This is a genomic window from Micromonospora sp. ATLC16, assembly GCF_057196645.1.
In genome coordinates this window covers 72,458-91,247 of record NZ_JBXUOW010000018.1, presented here as the reverse complement: position 1 = coordinate 91,247, position 18,790 = coordinate 72,458, and the positions used below count along the sequence as shown (strand labels likewise).

The 18,790-nt window shown below is 69.7% G+C and carries 16 protein-coding genes and 2 pseudogenes; 9 read left to right on the top strand and 9 right to left on the bottom strand.

The annotated features are described in order from the left end of the window. Positions 1-212 precede the first annotated feature (212 nt). The 6 genes from tsf (at position 213) to AC2CHE_RS10680 (ending at position 6,660) form a co-directional block, all read left to right on the top strand. On the top strand, positions 213-1,040 hold the full coding sequence (gene tsf, locus AC2CHE_RS10705) for a translation elongation factor Ts (protein ID WP_484504739.1): 828 nt from the start codon (positions 213-215) through the stop codon (positions 1,038-1,040). A 155-nt stretch (positions 1,041-1,195) separates the two neighbouring features. After that, positions 1,196-1,963, top strand: a complete 768-nt coding sequence (pyrH, locus tag AC2CHE_RS10700; RefSeq protein ID WP_484504738.1) for a UMP kinase — start codon at positions 1,196-1,198, stop codon at positions 1,961-1,963. Positions 1,964-2,043: 80 nt separating this feature from the next. After that, positions 2,044-2,601: a ribosome recycling factor gene (gene frr, locus AC2CHE_RS10695; RefSeq protein WP_093402027.1), complete on the top strand. Its 558-nt coding sequence runs from the start codon at positions 2,044-2,046 to the stop codon at positions 2,599-2,601. Positions 2,602-2,880: 279 nt separating this feature from the next. Beyond that, complete coding sequence (locus tag AC2CHE_RS10690) at positions 2,881-4,260, top strand: phosphatidate cytidylyltransferase (protein WP_484504737.1); 1,380 nt, start codon at positions 2,881-2,883, stop codon at positions 4,258-4,260. A gap of 104 nt (positions 4,261-4,364) precedes the next feature. Continuing rightward, positions 4,365-5,516 (top strand): dual-specificity RNA methyltransferase RlmN, encoded by a 1,152-nt coding sequence (gene rlmN, locus AC2CHE_RS10685; protein ID WP_484504736.1) that lies wholly within the window; start codon positions 4,365-4,367, stop codon positions 5,514-5,516. Between the two features lie 31 nt (positions 5,517-5,547). Then, positions 5,548-6,660, top strand: a complete 1,113-nt coding sequence (locus tag AC2CHE_RS10680; RefSeq protein WP_484504735.1) for a DivIVA domain-containing protein — start codon at positions 5,548-5,550, stop codon at positions 6,658-6,660. Positions 6,661-6,807: 147 nt separating this feature from the next. On the opposite strand, the gene AC2CHE_RS10675 is transcribed toward AC2CHE_RS10680, so the two are convergent. Then, positions 6,808-7,029 carry a DUF2631 domain-containing protein gene (locus AC2CHE_RS10675; protein WP_484504734.1) on the bottom strand — a complete coding sequence of 74 codons (222 nt, stop codon included), beginning with the start codon at positions 7,027-7,029 and terminating at the stop codon, positions 6,808-6,810. A gap of 190 nt (positions 7,030-7,219) precedes the next feature. On the opposite strand from AC2CHE_RS10675, the gene AC2CHE_RS10670 reads away from it, so the two are divergent. Then, positions 7,220-8,803, top strand: a complete 1,584-nt coding sequence (locus AC2CHE_RS10670; RefSeq protein ID WP_484504733.1) for a Rieske 2Fe-2S domain-containing protein — start codon at positions 7,220-7,222, stop codon at positions 8,801-8,803. A 7-nt stretch (positions 8,804-8,810) separates the two neighbouring features. Here AC2CHE_RS10670 and AC2CHE_RS10665 read toward each other — a convergent pair whose 3' ends face one another. The 3 genes and pseudogenes from AC2CHE_RS10665 to AC2CHE_RS10655 all read right to left on the bottom strand — a co-directional run. Continuing rightward, positions 8,811-10,409: a phytoene desaturase family protein gene (locus AC2CHE_RS10665; RefSeq protein WP_484504732.1), complete on the bottom strand. Its 1,599-nt coding sequence runs from the start codon at positions 10,407-10,409 to the stop codon at positions 8,811-8,813. A gap of 51 nt (positions 10,410-10,460) precedes the next feature. Further along, positions 10,461-11,339: a YhjD/YihY/BrkB family envelope integrity protein gene (locus AC2CHE_RS10660; protein WP_484504731.1), complete on the bottom strand. Its 879-nt coding sequence runs from the start codon at positions 11,337-11,339 to the stop codon at positions 10,461-10,463. Between the two features lie 243 nt (positions 11,340-11,582). Then, a pseudogene (locus AC2CHE_RS10655) lies at positions 11,583-12,059 on the bottom strand (hypothetical protein); the annotation flags it as partial. Between AC2CHE_RS10655 and AC2CHE_RS10650 the strand changes: the two are divergent. Beyond that, positions 12,019-16,278, top strand: a pseudogene (locus AC2CHE_RS10650) (ricin-type beta-trefoil lectin domain protein); the annotation flags it as partial. The pseudogenes AC2CHE_RS10655 and AC2CHE_RS10650 sit on opposite strands and share 41 nt — an antisense overlap. A gap of 389 nt (positions 16,279-16,667) precedes the next feature. Further along, positions 16,668-17,243, top strand: coding sequence for a hypothetical protein (locus AC2CHE_RS10645; RefSeq protein WP_484504730.1), 576 nt, complete (start codon positions 16,668-16,670; stop codon positions 17,241-17,243). Positions 17,244-17,387: 144 nt separating this feature from the next. Here AC2CHE_RS10645 and AC2CHE_RS10640 read toward each other — a convergent pair whose 3' ends face one another. From AC2CHE_RS10640 to AC2CHE_RS10620, 5 genes are all read right to left on the bottom strand, one after another. Then, entirely contained in the window at positions 17,388-17,669 is a 282-nt protein-coding gene (locus AC2CHE_RS10640) for a type II toxin-antitoxin system RelE family toxin (protein WP_099847134.1), read from the bottom strand. Next, positions 17,666-17,935: a type II toxin-antitoxin system prevent-host-death family antitoxin gene (locus tag AC2CHE_RS10635; RefSeq protein WP_484504729.1), complete on the bottom strand. Its 270-nt coding sequence runs from the start codon at positions 17,933-17,935 to the stop codon at positions 17,666-17,668. Before AC2CHE_RS10635 ends, AC2CHE_RS10640 begins: the two co-directional genes overlap by 4 nt. 79 nt (positions 17,936-18,014) lie before the next feature. Further along, positions 18,015-18,266 carry a hypothetical protein gene (locus AC2CHE_RS10630; protein WP_484504728.1) on the bottom strand — a complete coding sequence of 84 codons (252 nt, stop codon included), beginning with the start codon at positions 18,264-18,266 and terminating at the stop codon, positions 18,015-18,017. Further along, positions 18,263-18,508: a DivIVA domain-containing protein gene (locus tag AC2CHE_RS10625; RefSeq protein WP_484504727.1), complete on the bottom strand. Its 246-nt coding sequence runs from the start codon at positions 18,506-18,508 to the stop codon at positions 18,263-18,265. Before AC2CHE_RS10625 ends, AC2CHE_RS10630 begins: the two co-directional genes overlap by 4 nt. Continuing rightward, positions 18,505-18,756: a hypothetical protein gene (locus AC2CHE_RS10620; RefSeq protein ID WP_484504726.1), complete on the bottom strand. Its 252-nt coding sequence runs from the start codon at positions 18,754-18,756 to the stop codon at positions 18,505-18,507. Before AC2CHE_RS10620 ends, AC2CHE_RS10625 begins: the two co-directional genes overlap by 4 nt. Between the last annotated feature and the right edge of the window lie 34 nt (positions 18,757-18,790).

The window sequence follows — 18,790 nt, the reverse complement described above, 5'->3', positions numbered from 1 at the left end:
GAGCAGCCCGCGGCCGAGCAGCCCGCGGCCGAGCAGCAGCCGGCCGCCGAGCAGCCGGCCGCCGTCTCCGGTCAGTGACCGTACCGCTGCCGGGTCACCGTCCGTTCCGCCGACGGTGACCCGGCAGCGGGTAGACCGGGCACGAACCTCTCGGAACCGGGTAATCGCCACCTCAGACCATTCCACGCAGTCTCAACACCGAAGAGAGAGCCATGTCCCAGATCACCGCCGCGGATGTCAAGAAGCTCCGCGACCTGACCGGCGCCGGCATGATGGACAGCAAGAAGGCCCTGACCGAGGCCGAGGGCGACTTCGACAAGGCAGTCGAGATCCTGCGCGTCAAGGGTGCCAAGGACGTCGGCAAGCGGGCCGGCCGGACCGCCGCGAACGGTCTGGTCGCACACTCCGGCAAGGCGCTGCTCGAACTCAACTGTGAGACCGACTTCGTCGCCAAGAACGATGCCTTCATCGCGCTGGCGCAGCAGCTCGTCGAGCACGGCGAGCGCGCCGGCGTCAGCAACGCCGAGGAGCTGCTCGCCACCGAGATCGACGGTCGTCCCGTCGCCGATCTGGTCCAGGAGCAGTCCGCGAAGATCGGCGAGAAGCTGGTGCTCAACCGCTTCGCCAAGCTCGACGGCACCGTCGCGGTCTACCTGCACCGTAAGGCGCAGGACCTGCCGCCGGCGGTGGGCGTGCTGGTGCAGTACACCGGCAAGGCCGACGAGGCGGGCGACGCCGACGCGCGCGGTGCGGCGATGCAGATCGCCGCGATGCGGCCGCAGTACCTCACCCGGGACGAGGTGTCGGCCGAGGTCATCGAGTCCGAGCGGCGCATCGCCGAGCAGACCGCCCGCGAGGAGAACAAGCCCGAGGCCGCGCTGCCGAAGATCGTCGAGGGCCGGGTCAACTCCTTCTTCAAGGACTTCGTCCTGCTGGAGCAGTCCTCGGTGACCGACAACAAGAAGACGGTGAAGCAGGTGCTGGCCGAGGCCGGCATCGAGGTCACCGGCTTCGTGCGGTTCGAGGTCGGCCAGGCCTGAGCCGGCGCGGGGCGCACCGCGCCCGTGGGCTGGGAGCAACGACAAGACGAGGAGGCCGCCGGTGTACGCGACACACACCGCGGCCTCCTCGTCCCATAAGGTCGGCAGCGGCAGGTACGCGCACCTGAGCGCGCCAGTGGGGGAAGGACGGGCGGATGACGCAGGTTGTGAGTGACCGGACGTTGGCGGCGGACGATCCGACGGCACCACCGCCCGGCCGGGCCCGGCGGGTGGTGCTGAAGCTGTCCGGCGAGGTGTTCGGTGGGGGCGCCATCGGCGTCGACCCGGACGTCGTGCAGGCCATCGCCCGGCAGATCGCCACCGTGGTACGCCGAGGTGTGCAGGTCTCCGTGGTGGTCGGCGGCGGCAATTTCTTCCGGGGCGCCGAGTTGCAGAAGCGGGGCATGGACCGTGCCCGGGCAGACTACATGGGCATGCTCGGCACGGTGATGAACTGCCTGGCCCTCCAGGACTTCCTGGAGAAGGAGGGCATCGAGACCCGGGTGCAGAGCGCCATCACGATGGCCCAGGTGGCGGAGCCGTACATCCCGCTGCGGGCGATCCGGCACCTGGAGAAGGGCCGGGTGGTCATCTTCGGCGCCGGCGCGGGCATGCCGTACTTCTCCACCGACACGGTGGCCGCCCAGCGTGCGCTGGAGATCCACGCGGACGTCGTACTGATGAGCAAGAACGGCGTGGACGGCGTCTACACGGCCGATCCCCGGATCGATCCGACCGCCAGCAAGTTCGACGCGATCACCTTCTCCGAGGTGCTGCGTCGCAACCTCCGGGTCGCCGACGCGGCCGCCTTCAGCCTCTGCATGGAGAACGGCCTGCCGATGCTGGTCTTCGGCGCGCAGGGCGACGACACCATCGTCCGGGCCGTGGGTGGCGACAAGATCGGCACGCTGATCACCACCTGAGCCGACCGCCGACGGCGATTGCGGCGGTCCCGGTGACCCGACAAGCCCACGACGAGCACAAGAAGGAGGCGAGGAGACCGGTGATCGACGACACCCTCCTCGAGGCCGAGGAGAAGATGGAGCGTGCGGTCGAGCACGCCAAGGAGGAGTTCGGGGCCATCCGCACCGGTCGCGCGACTCCAGCCATGTTCTCCAAGGTCATCATCGACTACTACGGCAGCCCGACTCCGCTGACGCAGATGGCGTCGGTGGCGGTTCCCGAGCCGCGGATGGCCATCATCAAGCCGTACGACAACTCGCAGATCAATGCGATGGAGAAGGCGATCCGCGACTCGGACCTCGGGGTCAACCCGAACAACGAGGGCAACCAGCTGCGCATCCTGCTCCCGCAGATGACCGAGGAACGCCGTCGCGACATGATCAAGGTAGCCCGGCACAAGGGCGAGGAGGCGAAGGTCGCCATCCGCAACATCCGCCGCAAGGGCAAGGAAGAGCTGGACCGGCTCGTCAAGGACGGCGAGGTCGGCGAGGACGAGGGCCGTCGCGCGGAGAAGGAACTGGACGACCTGACCCAGCGCTACGTGTCGCACGTCGACGAGTTGGTCAAGCACAAGGAGTCCGAACTCCTGGAAGTCTGACGCCGAGGTCACCACCTGCTTGATCATGAAGTTGTGGTCCTCGTCGCCGGTGTGGCGTGGTGACAACCTCATGATCAAGCAGGTGGGAGCGAACACCGGTACGTCCTGCCGGGCGGACGGGTGCAGTAGGCTCGGCACGATTCCCGGTGACCCGACGGTGAACGGTGGGGATCGGCCAGCCGACAGGCGGCACATCAGACGGAGCGCCTCGCGCGGGTAGGGGATGGTAGTGGTTGTGCGTCAAGTGGTGGATCTCGTACCGCTCTCCCCTGGTGCGTGATGTCCCACCTCGACCCCTACGGCGGCGCCGAGGCCCGTGACTGGGATCATCCGGACCGACCCACCTCGCTGCCCTGGCCGGATCCGGATGTGGAACCCGGTCCGTGGGCCCGCGGCCCGCAGCCCGGTGCCGAGCTGTACGCCAACCCGCGCACCCGCCCCGGCCCGCAGTCCGAGCACCCATATGCCCACCGCCCCGACGACCGGGGTGGCCCGGTCGGCGCGGAGTTCGGCGAGCCGTACGACGCTGACCCGGATCGACGCGGCCGGTACGTCGGCGACCGGCCGACCCAGGAGAGCCGGAACGGGCGCGGACCCGCCAGCTGGGACCAGCCACCGCACGCGCGCAACGAAGTCCGCGACCTGGACCACGGCGACGCGCCCACCGCGCAGATGACGCCGGTGCGGGACCATGACGACGCGCCCACCGCGCAGCTCGCGGCAGTGCCGCCCGAGGACGCGGACGCCGAAACACCACAGCCTGACGGGGCGGACGCCCCGGGCCGGCGTCACCGGGGCCGGCGTCGGGCCGGCGCCGACCGGCCAGCCACCCAGCCGGGCGGGAGCCGGGCCGGACGGAACTTGCCGGCGGCCATCTCGGTCGGCGTGGGCCTGGGCGCGGTGGTCCTGCTGCCCCTGTTCCTCTACACCCCGGCGTTCCTGCTGGTGCTGGCCGCCTCGTTCGGCGTCGGCATCTGGGAAATGTCCCGCGCGGTGCGTCGTGGCGGCGCCGAGGTGCCGCTCGTGCCGCTGGTCGCCGGTGGGGTACTCACCGTCACCCTGGCCTGGTTCGCCGGGCTGGACGCGCTCCTGCTCGGCCTCCTGGTCACCGTGGCGGGCACCCTGGTCTGGCGGCTCGGCGACGGTACGGCCAACCTCCGGCGGGACATGACCGCGGCGACCCTGATCTCGGTGTACGTACCGTTCCTCGGCGGTTTCGCCGCCCTGCTCGCCTCGTCTCCCGGTGACGGTGCGCTGCGGGTGCTGGTGACGCTGGTCGCGGTGGTGCTCTCCGACACCGGTGGGTACGCGGCCGGCGCCAACTTCGGCAAGCGGCCGATGGCCCCGATGATCAGCCCGAAGAAGTCCTGGGAGGGCTTTGCCGGCTCGGTCGGCGCGGCGGCGGCAGGCAGTGCCGTACTGCTCTGGCTGCTGTTCGACGTGGCGCCCTGGTGGGGTGCGGTGTTCGGGATGGCGGTCTCCGGCGCTGCGGTCCTCGGTGACCTCGCCGAGTCGATGATCAAACGGGATCTCGGCGTGAAGGACATGAGCAACCTGCTGCCCGGCCACGGCGGCCTGATGGACCGGCTCGACTCCGTGCTGTTCGCGTTGCCGACGGCGTACCTGCTGCTCGTGGTGTTCGTTCCGGCGGTGAGCTGAGGCATGGCCCACGCCGACGGGATCGGGGCACGGACGAGGCGGACGCGGATCCGGCACCTCCGCCGGAGTGCGTTCCGAGCCGGGCGTGCCAGACTGGACCTGCCATGACGAGTCTTCCCCTGATGCCGGTCGACCCGGACGCGCCTGGCGCGCGTCGGGCCGCGATGCCACCGCAACACCTCGCCGACCTCGACCTCGACGGCCGGAAGGACCTGGTCACGAAGCTGGGCGAGTCGGCGTTCCGGGCCCGACAGGTCTCCACTCACTACTTCGGCCGGCTGGTCCGCGATCCCGCCCAGATGACCGACCTGCCGGCGTCGTCCCGTGACCGCCTGGCCGACCAGCTGCTGCCCCGACTGCTCACCCCGGTCCGCGAGCTGGCCTGCGACGACGGCGCGACCCGCAAGGCGTTGTGGCGGTTGCACGACGGCTCGCTGGTGGAGAGCGTGCTGATGGGCTACCCGGACCGGGTCACCGTCTGCATCTCCAGCCAGGCCGGATGCGGCATGGCGTGTCCGTTCTGCGCGACGGGTCAGGCCGGCCTGACCCGCAACCTCTCCACCGCCGAGATCGTCGACCAGGCGGTCTACCTGGCGGGCGTGGCCGCCTCCGGCAAGGTCGCGGGGTCACCGCCGAGGCTGTCGCATGTGGTCTTCATGGGCATGGGGGAGCCGCTGGCGAACTACAACCGGGTGATCGCCGCGATCCGCCGCCTGGTCGCGCCGCCGCCCGAGGGGCTCGGCCTGTCGCAGCGGCACATCACCGTTTCCACGGTCGGGCTGGTGCCGGCCATCCACCGACTGGCCAGCGAAGACCTCTCCGTGACTCTTGCGCTGTCGCTGCATGCCCCCGATGATGAGCTGCGCGACGAACTCGTGCCGGTCAACCAGCGCTGGAAGGTACGCGAGGTGCTGGACGCCGCCTGGGCCTACGCGGCCCGCACGGGTCGTCGTGTGTCGATCGAGTACGCGATGATCAAGGACGTGAACGACCAGCCGTGGCGAGCTGACCTGCTCGGCCGGCTGCTGGCCGGCAAGTTGGCCCACGTGAACCTGATCCCGCTCAACCCGACTCCGGGCAGCCGCTGGGACGCCAGCCCGAAGCCGGTCGAGCGGGAGTTCGTCCGGCGGTTGCGCGACGCCGGGGTGTCCACCACGGTGCGGGACACCAGGGGTCGCGAGATCGACGGAGCATGTGGGCAACTGGCCGCCGCGCAGGACAGTGGCACCGACCCGGCCGGGGAGATGACGGCGTGACCGGGCGTGGCGAACGAGACCAGGAGACATAGTGGCGAGTCAGGGTCAGCGTTTCCGGCGTAAGGCGCTCCGCCGGGGATACAAGGTTGACGAGGTTGACGCCTTCCTGGACCGGGTCGAGGCGACACTCGCCGGGCAGCCGGTCGGAGCGCCGGTGGCCTCGCAGGAGGTCCATGACGTCGTCTTCCGGGTTCGCTTCAACGGCTATGACGAGTGGCAGGTCGACCTGCACCTCGACCGCGTCGAGCGGCAGTTGGCGGAGCTGGAGGAGCGCGGCGGGATGTCCGCTCGCGGCGACGGTCGGATGGGCCCGATGGAGCGGATGGGCCCCGGCATGCGTGACGACCGCGGCATGTCCCCGGTGCCGCAGCCACCGATGCCGCCCCGGACGATGCCGGCACAGGCCGGGCCGCCCTATGGCCGCTACGACGAGCCGACGGGCGCCTTCGCCGGCGGGTACGACAACGCACCCCGGGGTGGTTACGACGGCCCGCGTGGTGCCGCCGCGCCGATGGGCCCGGGCGCGCCGACGGGTCCTCCTCCGGGCGGCATGGGTCACGGCGGGCCTCCGCCGCGCGGACTGCCCGCCGGCCCCGGCGGCTATGGTCCACCGGACGCGCCGGGTGGTTACGGTCCGCCGGACGGTCCCGGCGGCTACGGTCCGCCGGACGAGCAGCGCTTCGACGGGTTCGAGGCGGGTCGGCACGGCCGTACGGACATGACCGCCGAGATCAGGCTGCCGGACCGCGATCCCCGGCGTGGCCCGGCGGGCCCTCCGGGCCTGCCGCAGCAGGCGCTCGGCGGGCCTCCGATGGGCGGCCCTCCGGCGATGGGCGGTCCGCCCGCGATGGCCGGTCCCGCGATGGGTGGGCCTCCGATGGCCGGCCCGCCCGGCAGCGACCTCTACCGGGTCGACCAGATCCGGCGCAGCTTTCAGGTCCGTCGCTTCGGCAGCGGATACGACCCGGACCAGGTGGACCGGTTCTTCGAGTCACTGCTCGGCGGGATGTCCGGGCGCAACCAGATGCCGGTGAACCCGAAGGACCTGGACACGCTGCGCTTCGGGCTGGTGCAGGGCGGCTACTTCGAGGCCGAGGTCGACGCCGCGCTGAAGAACGTGCAGGACATCCTCTTCGGCCGCTGACAGACAGCGATGCGCGAGGGCCCGCCTCCGGGAACCGGAGCGGGCCCTCGCGCATCGCACAGGTAACTGCGGCGATGGGCCGACAGGTCGTCGCGCGGAGACCGAACGCTCAGCGCGCGGGGCCCGCGTCGCAGATCGCCCGGATCGTCAGGAGCGCAGGCCGTTGCGGCGCAGCACCACGTCACCGATCACGATGAGCAGCAGAAGCGCGGCCAGGCCGATCAGCCAGAAATTCTCGACCCTGCCCTCGTGGTTGCCGCAGAGCATGGCCAGCAGCACGAACGCGGTGAGCACCGCGCCGATCCGCCCGGCCTTACGGTGCCCGGGCTTGTGCTGGTCTGGCGACGTTACCGGCTCGCTGCCTGCCACTGTCGGTCCTTCCTCGCGAACGGATCTCCGGCTAGTCTGGCACGTCCCCCGCGAAGGTTTCCGGCCAGGGCCGATAGGTCCCGCTCTGGTGGGTGGCACGGCACTACCGGCGTCGCGGGGCGAGGACCAGACTGCCTCCGGTAGCGTTCTGGGGCGTACACCTTGATTGTCTTTTTGAGGGGGAACTGCGGTGCGAGTGACCGGTACGGGGCACGCGAGCATGCGGATCGACACGGCCGCGGGCAGCATCCTGTGCGACCCGTGGGTCAATCCGGCCTACTTCGCCTCCTGGTTCCCGTTCCCCGACAACTCCCAGCTCGACTGGGAGGCCCTCGGCGACGTCGACTACCTGTACGTCTCCCACCTGCACCGGGACCACTTCGACGCGGCGCATCTGAAGCGGTACGTGTCGAAGAGGGCGACAGTGCTGCTGCCCGAGTTTCCCACCTCCGAGATGGAGGACGAGTTCCGCGCGCTGGGCTTCACGAACTTCCTGAAGACCCGCAACGAGGAGGTCGTCGAGTTGGACGGCGGCCTGAAGATCATGATTCAGGCGCTGACCAGCCCGACCGACGGTCCGATCGGTGACTCCTCGCTCTGGGTGGAGTACGACGGCGTCCGGCTGCTCAACCAGAACGACGCCCGACCGACCGATTTGAGCACCTTCGCCGAGCTGGGCCACGTGCACGCGCACCTGCTCCAGTTCTCCGGCGCGATCTGGTATCCGATGGTCTACGAGCTGCCGAACGCGGCGAAGACCGCGTTCGGCAAGCAGAAGCGGGACCGGCAGTTCGACCGTACCTGGCGCTACATCGACGACCTGAAGGCCGACCACGTCTTCCCGATCGCCGGCCCGCCGTGCTTCCTCGACGACGAGCTGTGGCAGTTCAACGACATCTTCGGTGACGAGGGGAACATCTTCCCCGACCAGTCGGTCTTCCTGTCCGAGTACGCCAAGGTCGGCGGCACCAACGGCATCGTGCTGCTGCCCGGCAGCGTCACCGAGGTCACCACCACCGGGGCCACGACCACCCACCCGATGCCGGTGGAGGAGTTCTTCGCCGACAAGGTCGCCCACCTGGAGGAGATGCGCGAGCGCAAGCGACCCATCATCGAGGCGGAGAAGGCGTCCTGGCGGCACCCCGAGGTCGACGTGCTCAAGGAGCTGAAGCGGCGTGTCGAACCGCTGCTCGACGAGTCGATCTACCTGGCCAAGGGGGTTGGCGGCCCGGTCCGTTTCGACCTGGTCGGCTACGAGGGCGAGAGCGTCGAGTCGATCGTGGTGGACTTCCCGGGCAAGCAGGTGCGCCCGTACGCCGACGAGAAGGTGCGCTACCGGTTCCGTACCGAGCGGGCGCTGGTGGAGCACCTGCTGCACATCGGCGAGGTGGACTGGGTCAACTCGCTCTTCCTGTCCTGCCGCTTCTCCGCCGCCCGGATCGGGCAGTACAACGAGTTCGTGTACGCCTTCTTCAAGTGCCTGTCCAGCGAGCGCCTCCAGTACGCCGAGGGCTGGTACGACGAGCACGAGCGGGCGGTCGACGCCGAGGACATCACCATCGGCGACTGGGTGGTGCAGCGGCGTTGCCCGCACCTGAAGGCGGACCTGAGCCGGTTCGGCATCGTCGACGGCGACCAGCTCACCTGCCAGCTGCACGGCTGGCGGTTCGACCTGCCCAGCGGGCGCTGCCTGACCAGCGTCGGCCACAAGGTCCGCGCCCACCGGGTCGGCGAGGAGGCTCCCGTCACGGAGGCCACCCAGCCGGAGAGCTGAGGTGCCGCTACCGACCCAGGTCGGCGAGGATGCGCTGGGCGGCGTTGTGGCCGGCGGCACCGATGACGCTGCCGGCCGGGTGGCATCCGGCGCTGCCCGCGTACACCCCGTCCACGCCGGTGGCGTAGGGCATCCGGTCGGCGAACGAGACGGTGTTGTCGATGTGGTGGATGTGCCCGCCGGTGATGCCGAAGTGCGCCTCGATGCCGGGCGGCGGCAGCGGCACCGCGTCGGCGATCAGGTCGCCAACGCCGGGGGCGTAGCGCTCACAGATCCCGACCAGCTGGTCGACGTAGCCGGGCAGTTGGGCGTCCCAGGTGGTGCCGGCCAACTCGTACGGCACGGACTGGACGAACAGCGCCGACGAGTGGTGCCCGGCCGGGTCGGCCAGCGACGGGTCGACGGTGGTGTGCAGGTACCACTCGATGGTCGGCTCCGCCGGCAGTCGCCCGGCCCGCACCTCGGCCCACATGGCGCGCAGCGCCGCCATCGGTGACTCGCCGGTGCCGCCGGCCAGCGTCGCCGAGCCGGGCAGCAGGTGGATGGTGGAGCCGAACGGGCTCGGCGCGCTCTCGGGCAGGCAGGAGAAGCGGGGCAGGCCACGCAGCGCCAGGTTCAGCTTGAGGGTGCTGCCGGTGCGCCGGACCGCCGCCATCCGCCCGCTGAGCGTGGTCGGCAGCGCGCCGTCGGGCAGCAGCTCCATCAGCCGGTACGGGTCGCAGGCGCCGAGCACCACCTCGGCGTCGATCTGGCGACCGTCGGCGAGCACCACGCTCCGGGCGGCACCCCCGTCGAGGGTGATCGCGGCGACCGGGGCGCCGGTGACGATCCGGGCGCCGGAAGCCCGGGCCGCGTCGGCGAAGATCCGCGAGACGGTGCCCATGCCGCCTTCGGCGATCATCCAGGTGCCGCCCGATCCGGGCAGCCGGCACATGTTGTGTACCAGGAAGTTGTGCCCGGTGCCGGGGTCGTCGGGGCCGGCGTTGAGCCCGGACAGGCCGTCGGTGACCGCGTACATGCTGACCAGCAGCTCGGAGTGGAAGTCGAAGCGGGCCAGGTAGTCGGCGACGGAGCCGCGTACCAGGTCGACGAAGACCTGGCGCAGCGCGGGGCGGATGTAGTGTTCGGCGGTCTCCTCGACGCTGAGCGGCTCGGCCAGCCAGGCCGGGGCGAGGTCCTCGCGCAGCGCGGCCAGCTCGGCCTGCAACGCCTCGTCGGCGGCGGCGTCGGCGGGGGAGAAGAATTCGGCGACTTGCGCCCGGGTGGCCTGCGTGTCGGTGCCGAAGAGGAGGTACGGCGAGCCGACCCCGCCGGGGGTGGGCAGGAAGTAGTGCGGGTCGCGGCGCAGCACCGGGATGCGGACGTCGAGCGCGGCCAGCAGCTCCGGCGGCATCAGTCCGAGCAGGTACGACCCGGTGGAGTGACGCAGTTCGGGCACCTTGGGGAACGGGTTCTCGGTGCGCGTCGCCCCGCCGATCACCTCGGTGGCCTCCAGCACCAGCACGTCCAACCCGGTCCGAGCCAGCAGGATCGCGGAGACCAACCCGTTGTGCCCCGCCCCCACGACCACGACGTCCGCCCGCCCCGGCACCTCACCACCCACCATTCCCGCACCCTAACCCGTTCTCACCCCGCCACACCTGTGTTGATCATGAGGTTAGCGGCACTCTTGATCTTCATTGGCACCGTCAACCTCATGATCGACAGAGCTGGAGCGGCGGGTGCGCCAGGCGGAGAGGGCCAGGGTGGCGGAGTAGCCGGCCAGCACGATCACGTGGAACACGTAGAGCCAGAGCAGGATCGCCACGGCGGAACCCACCTCGTCGAGCCCACCGAAGGGCACGCCCAGGTTCAGTGGCAACGAGGCGAAGAGCACGAAACCGTGCAGGAAGCCGGAGAGGTTCGCGGCGGTGAACGAGCCCATTCCCAGCGTGGAGAGCCAGTCCGGCGAGGCCGGGCCGACCACCCGGAACACCCACATCAGCACCGGCGTGAGCACCAGCCACACCGCCAGGAACGACAGCACCACCCCCAGCGCGCCGGCCCAACCGCCGCGCCGGACCAGCCCGGTGGTGGTCGGCAGGGCCAGCAGGATCGACAGCAGCAGCGCCGGGGCCGGCGCCAGCAGCGGCAGCAGCAACAGCCGGCCCCGCCAGCCGATCAGGTGTTCGTCGGAGCGGGGCGCGGCGACCGAGACGAACGCCCGGCGCAGCCCTTCGCCGTACAGCGACGCCGGCAGCAGCGCGGCCAGCGCCAGCCACGGCGTCAGGCCGACCCCCGCCTCGACCAGCGCGGCCACCGCGTGCGGCGCACCGATCGCGTCCGGCAGCGCCTCCACGGCGTACCCGGTGAGCCGCCGAACCTGGGACGCTCCCGCCAGCAGCGAGGTGAGCCAGATCGCCAGCAGGGCCACCGGCACCACGGCGATCGCACCGTAGAACGTGATCGAGGCGGCGTGCAGCGACAGATCCCGGCCACGGACCGGGCGGAAAGCCCCATTGGTGATCCGCCTCGTCCGCTCCCACGCACCGCCCATCGCGCTCCATTTCCCCGTCGGTCCTTGCGGCAACCTTCGCTGTCACCCCGCGCCGCACCGATCAATGGTCGGCGACCCGACGGGCCGGCGCGAACGGTTCGGCTCGACAGCCGGCGGAACGGCGGCGGCCGTGCCGGGTCAGCCGAAGGCGCGGAAGGCCGAGTAGTCCGGGGACAGGACCACCTGCACCGACGCGTCGATGTTGGTGAGGGAGGGACGGTGCAGCCGGATGCTGCCGTCGGCGCCGGAACGCAGGGCCAGGTCCGGCCGCTTGTCGCCGGTGATGTCACCGAGCGCCTTGATCTGGGTCCAGGTCGACGGGGCCGGTGCATTCGACGGCAGCATGATCCGCAGCCGCTTGTCCACGTTGAAACTGCCGTAGCCGTCGCCGGGGTAGAGCCAGAAGCCACCGTCCGGGGTACGGGCGAAAAGGTCGGTGAGCCCGTCGCCCGGGTACCCGTCGGAGTGCTTGGTGATCAGGGCCGCCTTGCCGATGGCGGGGTCGTACCAGTGCCCGGGCGGGTTCTGCTCGCCCTTCTCGGTGTACGAGGCGGCGAGGTGGTCGTACAACTCGCCACCGGCGTCGCCGATGTAGGTCCGCAGGTGGCCGTCGCTGTTGACGATCAGCATGTCGGGCAGCTGGTCACCGGTGGTGTCGGCCGGGCCGTCGGCGAGCACCACCCGGGGCCTGGCCACCCAGACCTGGTCGCTGAAGGCGGACGGCTCCGGCTTCCAGAACGACGGCACCACCACCTTCGACGCCATCGGCCGGGTGCTGACCCGCACCGACCCGGACAACAAGGTCTCCCGGATCACCTACACCCCGGCCAGCGGTCAGGCGTACGCGGTAAGCGAGCAGAACTCCCTCGGGCACAAGCAGACCCGGGAACTGGATCCGGGCCGCGCGGTCACCCTCCGGACCACCGACCCGAACGACCAGGTCAGCCACGCCGAATACGACGCGCTCGGCCGCCTCGTCAAGGCGTGGGCCGCGGGGCGTACCCCGTCGCCGGCCCTGGTGCCCGACTTCCGTGCCGAGTACGCCCTCCCGGCGATCGTGCCCGACCCGGAGAACCCCGGCGAGAGCATCCGCAAGCCGCCGTACGTCACCACCTTCGCCCGGGGCCACGAGGACCGGATCCAGACCTCGGTCACCATCTACGACGGGCTCGGCCGGGAACGGCAGTCCCAGGTGGAGGCGACCGGTGGCGGGCGGCTGATCACCGACACGCTCTACAACTCGGCCGGTGAGGTCTGGCAGACCAACAACGCCTACTTCGCCGAGGGTTCGCCGATCGGTCGGCTCTTCACGCCCGAGTCGGACACGGTGGTGCCCAACGCCACCCGCTACACGTACGACGGCCTCGGTCGGGTGGTCGAGGAACTGCCGCTGCTCAACGGTGCCGAGTACGCGGACCGTGCCACCCGGTACAGCTACGGCCTCGACCACTCCACCGTCATCAACCCGGCGGGCGCGGCCTCGTACCGGCTCCACACCGACGGTCTCGGCCGCACCACGCGGGTCGACACCTTCCGCGACGCCGCCCGCACCGACTTCACCGCGATGCGGTACGAGTACGACGCGCGGGGGCAGCTCGCCAAGGCCACCCACTCGGCGAACCCGGTCCCGTGGACCTGGACGTACGACCAGCGCGGCCGGCTGACCCGGACCACCGACCCGGACACCGGCGCCACCACCATGACGTACGACCACCGGGACCGGCCGCTGACCACCACCAACGCCCGTGGCATCACGGTCTGGAACGGGTACGACGAACTGTCCCGCCCCACCCAGCAGCGGCTCGGCGGCAGCGGCGGTGAACTGCTGGCCGACTACACCTACGACACGGTGGCCTGCGGCAAGGGGCTGCCGGCGACGTCGACCCGGTACACCGACGGCCTGCCGTACACCCAGTCGGTCGGCGGCTACACCGAGGACTACCAGCCGACCTCGACCACGCTGACGCTCCCCGAGTCGATCGCCACCACCTGGGGTCTGAACCGGGAGTACCGCTACGACTACACGTACACCGACACCGGTCTGACCGAGTCGGCGACGCTGCCGGCGGTCGGCTCGCTGCCGAGCGAGAAGCTGCTGGTCCGCTACACCAAGGACGGCCTGCCGCTGTCGGTGTCCGGCAAGGACTGGTACGGCTCGGAAACGGTCTACTCGCCGTACGGGCAGGTGTTGCGCTCGACGCTGGGCGCGCACCCGTACCGGGTGTGGACCATGGCCTCGTACGACGACGCCAGCGGCGCCCTCACCCGGCAGCAGGTGTTCCGCGAGGTCACCGGCAACCACCTCGTCTCGAACCGTTCCTACGGCTACGACGACGCCGGCAACGTCACCTCGATCCGCGAACACGCCACCACCATCGCCGAGCGGCAGTGCTTCACCTACGACCCGCTCGGCCAGCTCCGCAACGCCTGGACCTCCCAGGACCAGGCGTCGTGCAGCGCCGGTCCGGGCACCGCGACGGCACCGAACGCGGCGGCGGGGGTCGACGGCACCGGCTACTGGCAGGAGTACGAGTACGACCTGCTCGGCAACCGCACCAAGCTGGTCGAGCGGGACCTGACCGGCCGCACCTCCACCGGCCCGATCGAGACCACCTACGGATACGGCTACGGCACCGAGGAGGGCGACCAGCCGCGCACCCTCGACGCCGTCACCAAGACCTACACCACGCCGCAGGGCGCGGCCATCGTCTCCGAGGCGAAGCGGCTGTACGAGCTGACGGGCGAGACGAAGTCGGTCACCTCCACGCGCAACGGCGACCAGCAGGAGCTGTCCTGGACGTACGACGGCCAGGTCGAACGGATCACCGGCTCCGGCACCAAGGGCCGCACCGCGTACGTGGGTCTCGCGAGCAAGTGCATCGACCTGAGTTCCAGCCTGGCCGAGCCGAATCGTCCCATCCAGCTGTACACGTGCAACGCGACCATCGCGCAGAAGTGGGCCTTCGTCCCGGCACCGGAGCAGACCAACGCCAACCTGGGCACTCTGTCGATATTCGACTCCTGGTGCGCCCAGCCCGCCGGCACCACCGCCGGGTCCGCGTTGCGCCTGCAACGGTGTGACGGCACGGCGGCGCAGCAGGTGGAGCGGCTGTCGACGGGGCAGTTGAAGCATCCCGCCTCCGGCCTGTGCCTGGCGGTGCAGGACGCCGCCATCGCCGACTCCACGCCGATCGTGCTCGCGGCCTGCGCCGGTGGTGCTCCCGAGCAGCTGTTCGAGGCGCAGGACGAGACGCGGCACATCTACGGGCCGGGCGGCACCCGCCTGCTGAAGATCCAGGGTCAGCAGGCCACCCTCGACCTCGGTGAGGCCCAGGTCTCTGTGCAGAACGGCGGGATGCTGCTCAACACCCAGCGCAGCTACGCCACGCCGGGCGGAATGGTGACCCGGTACGCCTACGGCACCAGCACCGGATCCAACCTGATGGCCGTCGCCAGCGACCATCAGGGCAGCCCGTCTGCCGAGGTGGCCCTCGCCGACGGAATGCAGATCCGGATCCGTAAGCAGGATCCGTTCGGCAACCAGCGGATCGCCGACACGCCGGCCAACCTCCAGACCAACCGGGGCTTCCTCGGCGCGGTCCGCGACGACACCTCCGGCTTCGTGCCGTTGGGTGCCCGGCTGTACGACCCGGAGGTGGGTCGGTTCCTCTCCGCGGACCCGGTGCTGGACCTGACCGACCCGGTGCAGAACAACGGCTTCACGTACGCGCACAACAACCCGGTCACGCACTCCGACCCGTCGGGCCTGTCGGTGGCGTTGACGCCGTCGGAGACGGCGGCGGCGCTGGCCGGTGCAGGTCTGTCGTCGGCGATGGTCGCTCAGGCGCAGGCCAACATGGGCCGCTCGCTGATGTCGGTGATCCTGGATTCGGCGTGGTACATCCTGAAGGAGTTCATCGGCATCAACGACGCCCTGAACTGCTTCGGCGGGGATTTGTGGGCGTGTGGCAGCCTGATCCTCGGCGCGATCCCGTTTGGCAAGATCCTCAAGACTCCCAAGGTCATCGGTGCCATCAACCGTACGATCAACGCTATCCAGGCGTGGCAGGCTGCCAAGCGGGCGGCTGAGGTCGTGTTGGCGGCGGCGCGGGCCGCTCAGACGGCCGCACTGAATGCCAAGAAGCTCGCCATCGAACGGGCCAAGAAGGCCGCCCAGGCGGCGAAGAAGAAGGCCGCCGACAAGGTCAACTCGACGAGCAACAAGGCGACGCAGTCGGCGAAGAAGACGGGTAATCCGGTCCAGAAGGAAGCCCAGGCCAAGTCCAACCCGAAGGGCTCGTCGGCAGCCTCCGGCGGCGCCGGCGGCAAGGGCGGCGGCGGTAAGGGCGGCGGTGGCGGCGGCGGTAAGGGCGACTCGAAGCCGGGCGGCTCGTCGGGTGCCTCCAAGCGCAGCAACGGCGGCTCCAGCGGCAACAATGGCGGTTCGTCGGGCGGTGGATCCTGCGAGCGCCCAGGCAACAGTTTCGTGCCGGGCACGCGGGTGCTCATGGCCGACGGCTCAACCAAGGCGATCGAGGACGTCGAGCCCGGTGACAAGGTGGTGGTCACCGATCCGGAGACCGGTCGTACCGAGGTAGACACGGTCACCGCCACGATCACCGGCGACGGCGTCAAGGACCTGGTGAAGGTCGTCATCGACACCGACGGCGACCAGGGCAGCGAAAACGCCGAGATCACCGCCACCGACGGCCACCCCTTCTGGGTACCGGAGTTGGGCGAGTGGATCGACGCCACCGACCTCCAGCTAGGCCAGTGGCTCCAGACCAGCGCCGGCACCTACGTCCAGATCACCGCCATCGACCGCTGGAGCGTCCCCCGCGCCACCGTCCACAACCTCACCGTCGCCAACACCCACACGTACCATGTCGTAGGTGGCAACACTCCGGTCCTTGTCCACAACTGTGGTGGAAGTTCCGCGCCTGACCGGGCCAGCATGCAAGCACGGGTGGATGCGCTCACCTCGCAAATGGGGGCTGGTGCCCGGTATCGTACGGTGGGTGGGCTTCACGTGGTTGAGGGTGTCGATCTTTTTGCGGTGGGCGCTCGCTCGAACATCTCCGCAGCGCAGATTGCGAAACTTGCGGATGATGACGAGGCGTTCCGCATCTACCCGGGACTACCGAAGGTGTCCGAGAATCCCATCCTCTTGGGTCATAACCACGCCGAAGGCAAGTTGATCTTGGAGGCAATGAATTTGAATGCGACACCAGGGCTGATCATTGCTAGCAATGACTTCTGTGACGCCTTCTGCGGTCCTCTGATCGAGCGAACCGGTGGTAGGTTCCTCGCGAGTCGTGTGGCGAGCTGGTGAAGGACGACACGATGCCTGAATTCACTAGAGAGTATTGTCTCTCTGTGGCAACTGCCGAGCGAGTCACCGCGGGGGTGCAGGTGTTCTTTGATCGGCTGCAGGGTCTGAAGAATACCGACCGTCCCAGCTTCGCCGCGGGTATACAGATGCGCTGGCGTGAGTTGAGTGGTTTTAATGAGGCTCCGGAACTGCGGGCTGCGGTGATCGGTGACCTAGCCGACTTCCGGGCTCAGGCGGAGGGGGCGGCGCAACCGCTGAGTCCGGCGGTCGTTGCGTCTGTCGACGTGCTGCGGGCGTTGTTTGACGAGCCTATCAGCGAATCGGAACGGCTCGGGCGGATCACCAGATTGGCGCGACGGATTGCCGAGGAAATGGACGTCATTGCCATCCCTCCGCCTGACAGTCACGAGTCCTGGGTTGCGTACGAGTTGCGCAGTCAGGCTGATTTGGACGCGTTGGTGTCGGGTGAGATGACCACGGAGTCCATCCAGGAGTTGAGAAACGAATCGGGCGCACAAGGTCTTGCCTATTGGAGTGCGGTGCGGGCTCAAGCGAGATCAAGTACAGCCTGAGCTGGCCTTCCGGGAGCCTCCGCCGATCGCTTCGGAGGCGTTGGGTGGTGACGAACGATCCTGCGTGCCGACTGCGTATTACGGATGAGGGTCGGGTCGTACGGATGAGGCTCGGGTCTTGGCTCTCGGGGTGCGCCGGGTGCCTCAGAGCAGGTCGTAGACGTCGCTGCGGTGCCCGAGGTGGACGACGAGCACGATCAGCTCCTGGTCCCGGACGGTGTAGATGATGCGATATGCGCCGACGCGGATGCGGAAAAGGCTGGAGTGGCCGGTCAAGGCTTTGACGCCGGCTGGGCGAGGTTCTGTGGCTAGATTCGCGATGGCGGTGACGAGGCGGGCCTGCACGGGGCGGTCGAGCTTGCGCAGCAGCTTGGCGGCGGCTCGGTCGACCTGGACGGTGTAGGCGGGTGGAGTCGGGCTGGTCACAAGCCGAGCTCATCGCGTAGGTCGGTCAGCGGTACTGGGGTGTCGCCGGCGTCAATGCGGGTCAGGGCCTCGCGGGCGGCGGCGACATCGCTGGCGTCTTCGGCGCGCTCGATGGCCTCGGCGACCTCGGCCGGAACGATGGCGGCCAAGCGTTGCCCCCGACGGGTGACATAGGTGATCCTCCCGGCGTAGTGCGCGCGGGAGACGACGTCCGCGAGGCTCTCGCGGGCGTCTGAGATCGGGAGTTCGGCTGCGGGCTCACTCACGGTTTCGATTGTACAACTCGTACGAATCGTACGGGCAGAAGTAGGTCACAAGATCATGAGCTGGGTCCGGCAGTAGGCGTCAAGATCGGTCGAGAGCGCAGGTGCCCGGGTGGGCGTTGGGGTGGGGGCAGCGCCCGGGGCCGTCGAGTGGGGTGTCGCACCAGACTCGGGTACGCAGGCTTTGGTGGTCTTCTTCGCTGAGGGTGGTTTCGCCGAAGTCGATGACCGTCAGGTGGCCGAGGGAGTCGCGGAGGGCCACGGCGAGCGCGGTCGCCTCGTCGAGGCTGGTCAGGGTGGTGGGGAGGTGGATCACCCACCGGGGCGGGCTCATCGGGAGTCGCGATCGTAGTGGCGGTGGGCGGCCTGGCGGGTCTGCCACTGGCGCAGCGCCTGGCGGATGCGTTCGGCTTCGGTGTTGGCGGTGGTCAACTCGCGGTGCAGGCGTTCCAGCTCGTCGGCGAGCCGGTTGAGGTAGGCGTACACCTGGTCCGGGTCGAGGCCGCGCCAGCGGGTGTCGAAGGTGGCGGCGCGGGCGTGCTGGGGGAGTGGACGCTCCCCGGACAGGTAGATCATGGGCGGGCGGCTTCCTGCTCGGCGAGCATCGTCTGGATCTCCTGGTCGGTGAGGCCGCGCATGGTGAGGATGCGGCCCCAGCGGTGCAGGCGGCAGGGGTGGGGTGCCCGGTCGTTGCGGCAGCGTTGGCCGTCGGGCCATTGTTCTGCGGCGTGCACGCTTATCGCCCGGAGCGCGAATGTGACATCTTCGGCGGTGATGTAGGGAGGCAGCGGAATCTCGCCGAGGGCTTCGTCGATCGCATCCATGATCCTCCTCTGTGGAGTGGTCGCGGGCCGGAGC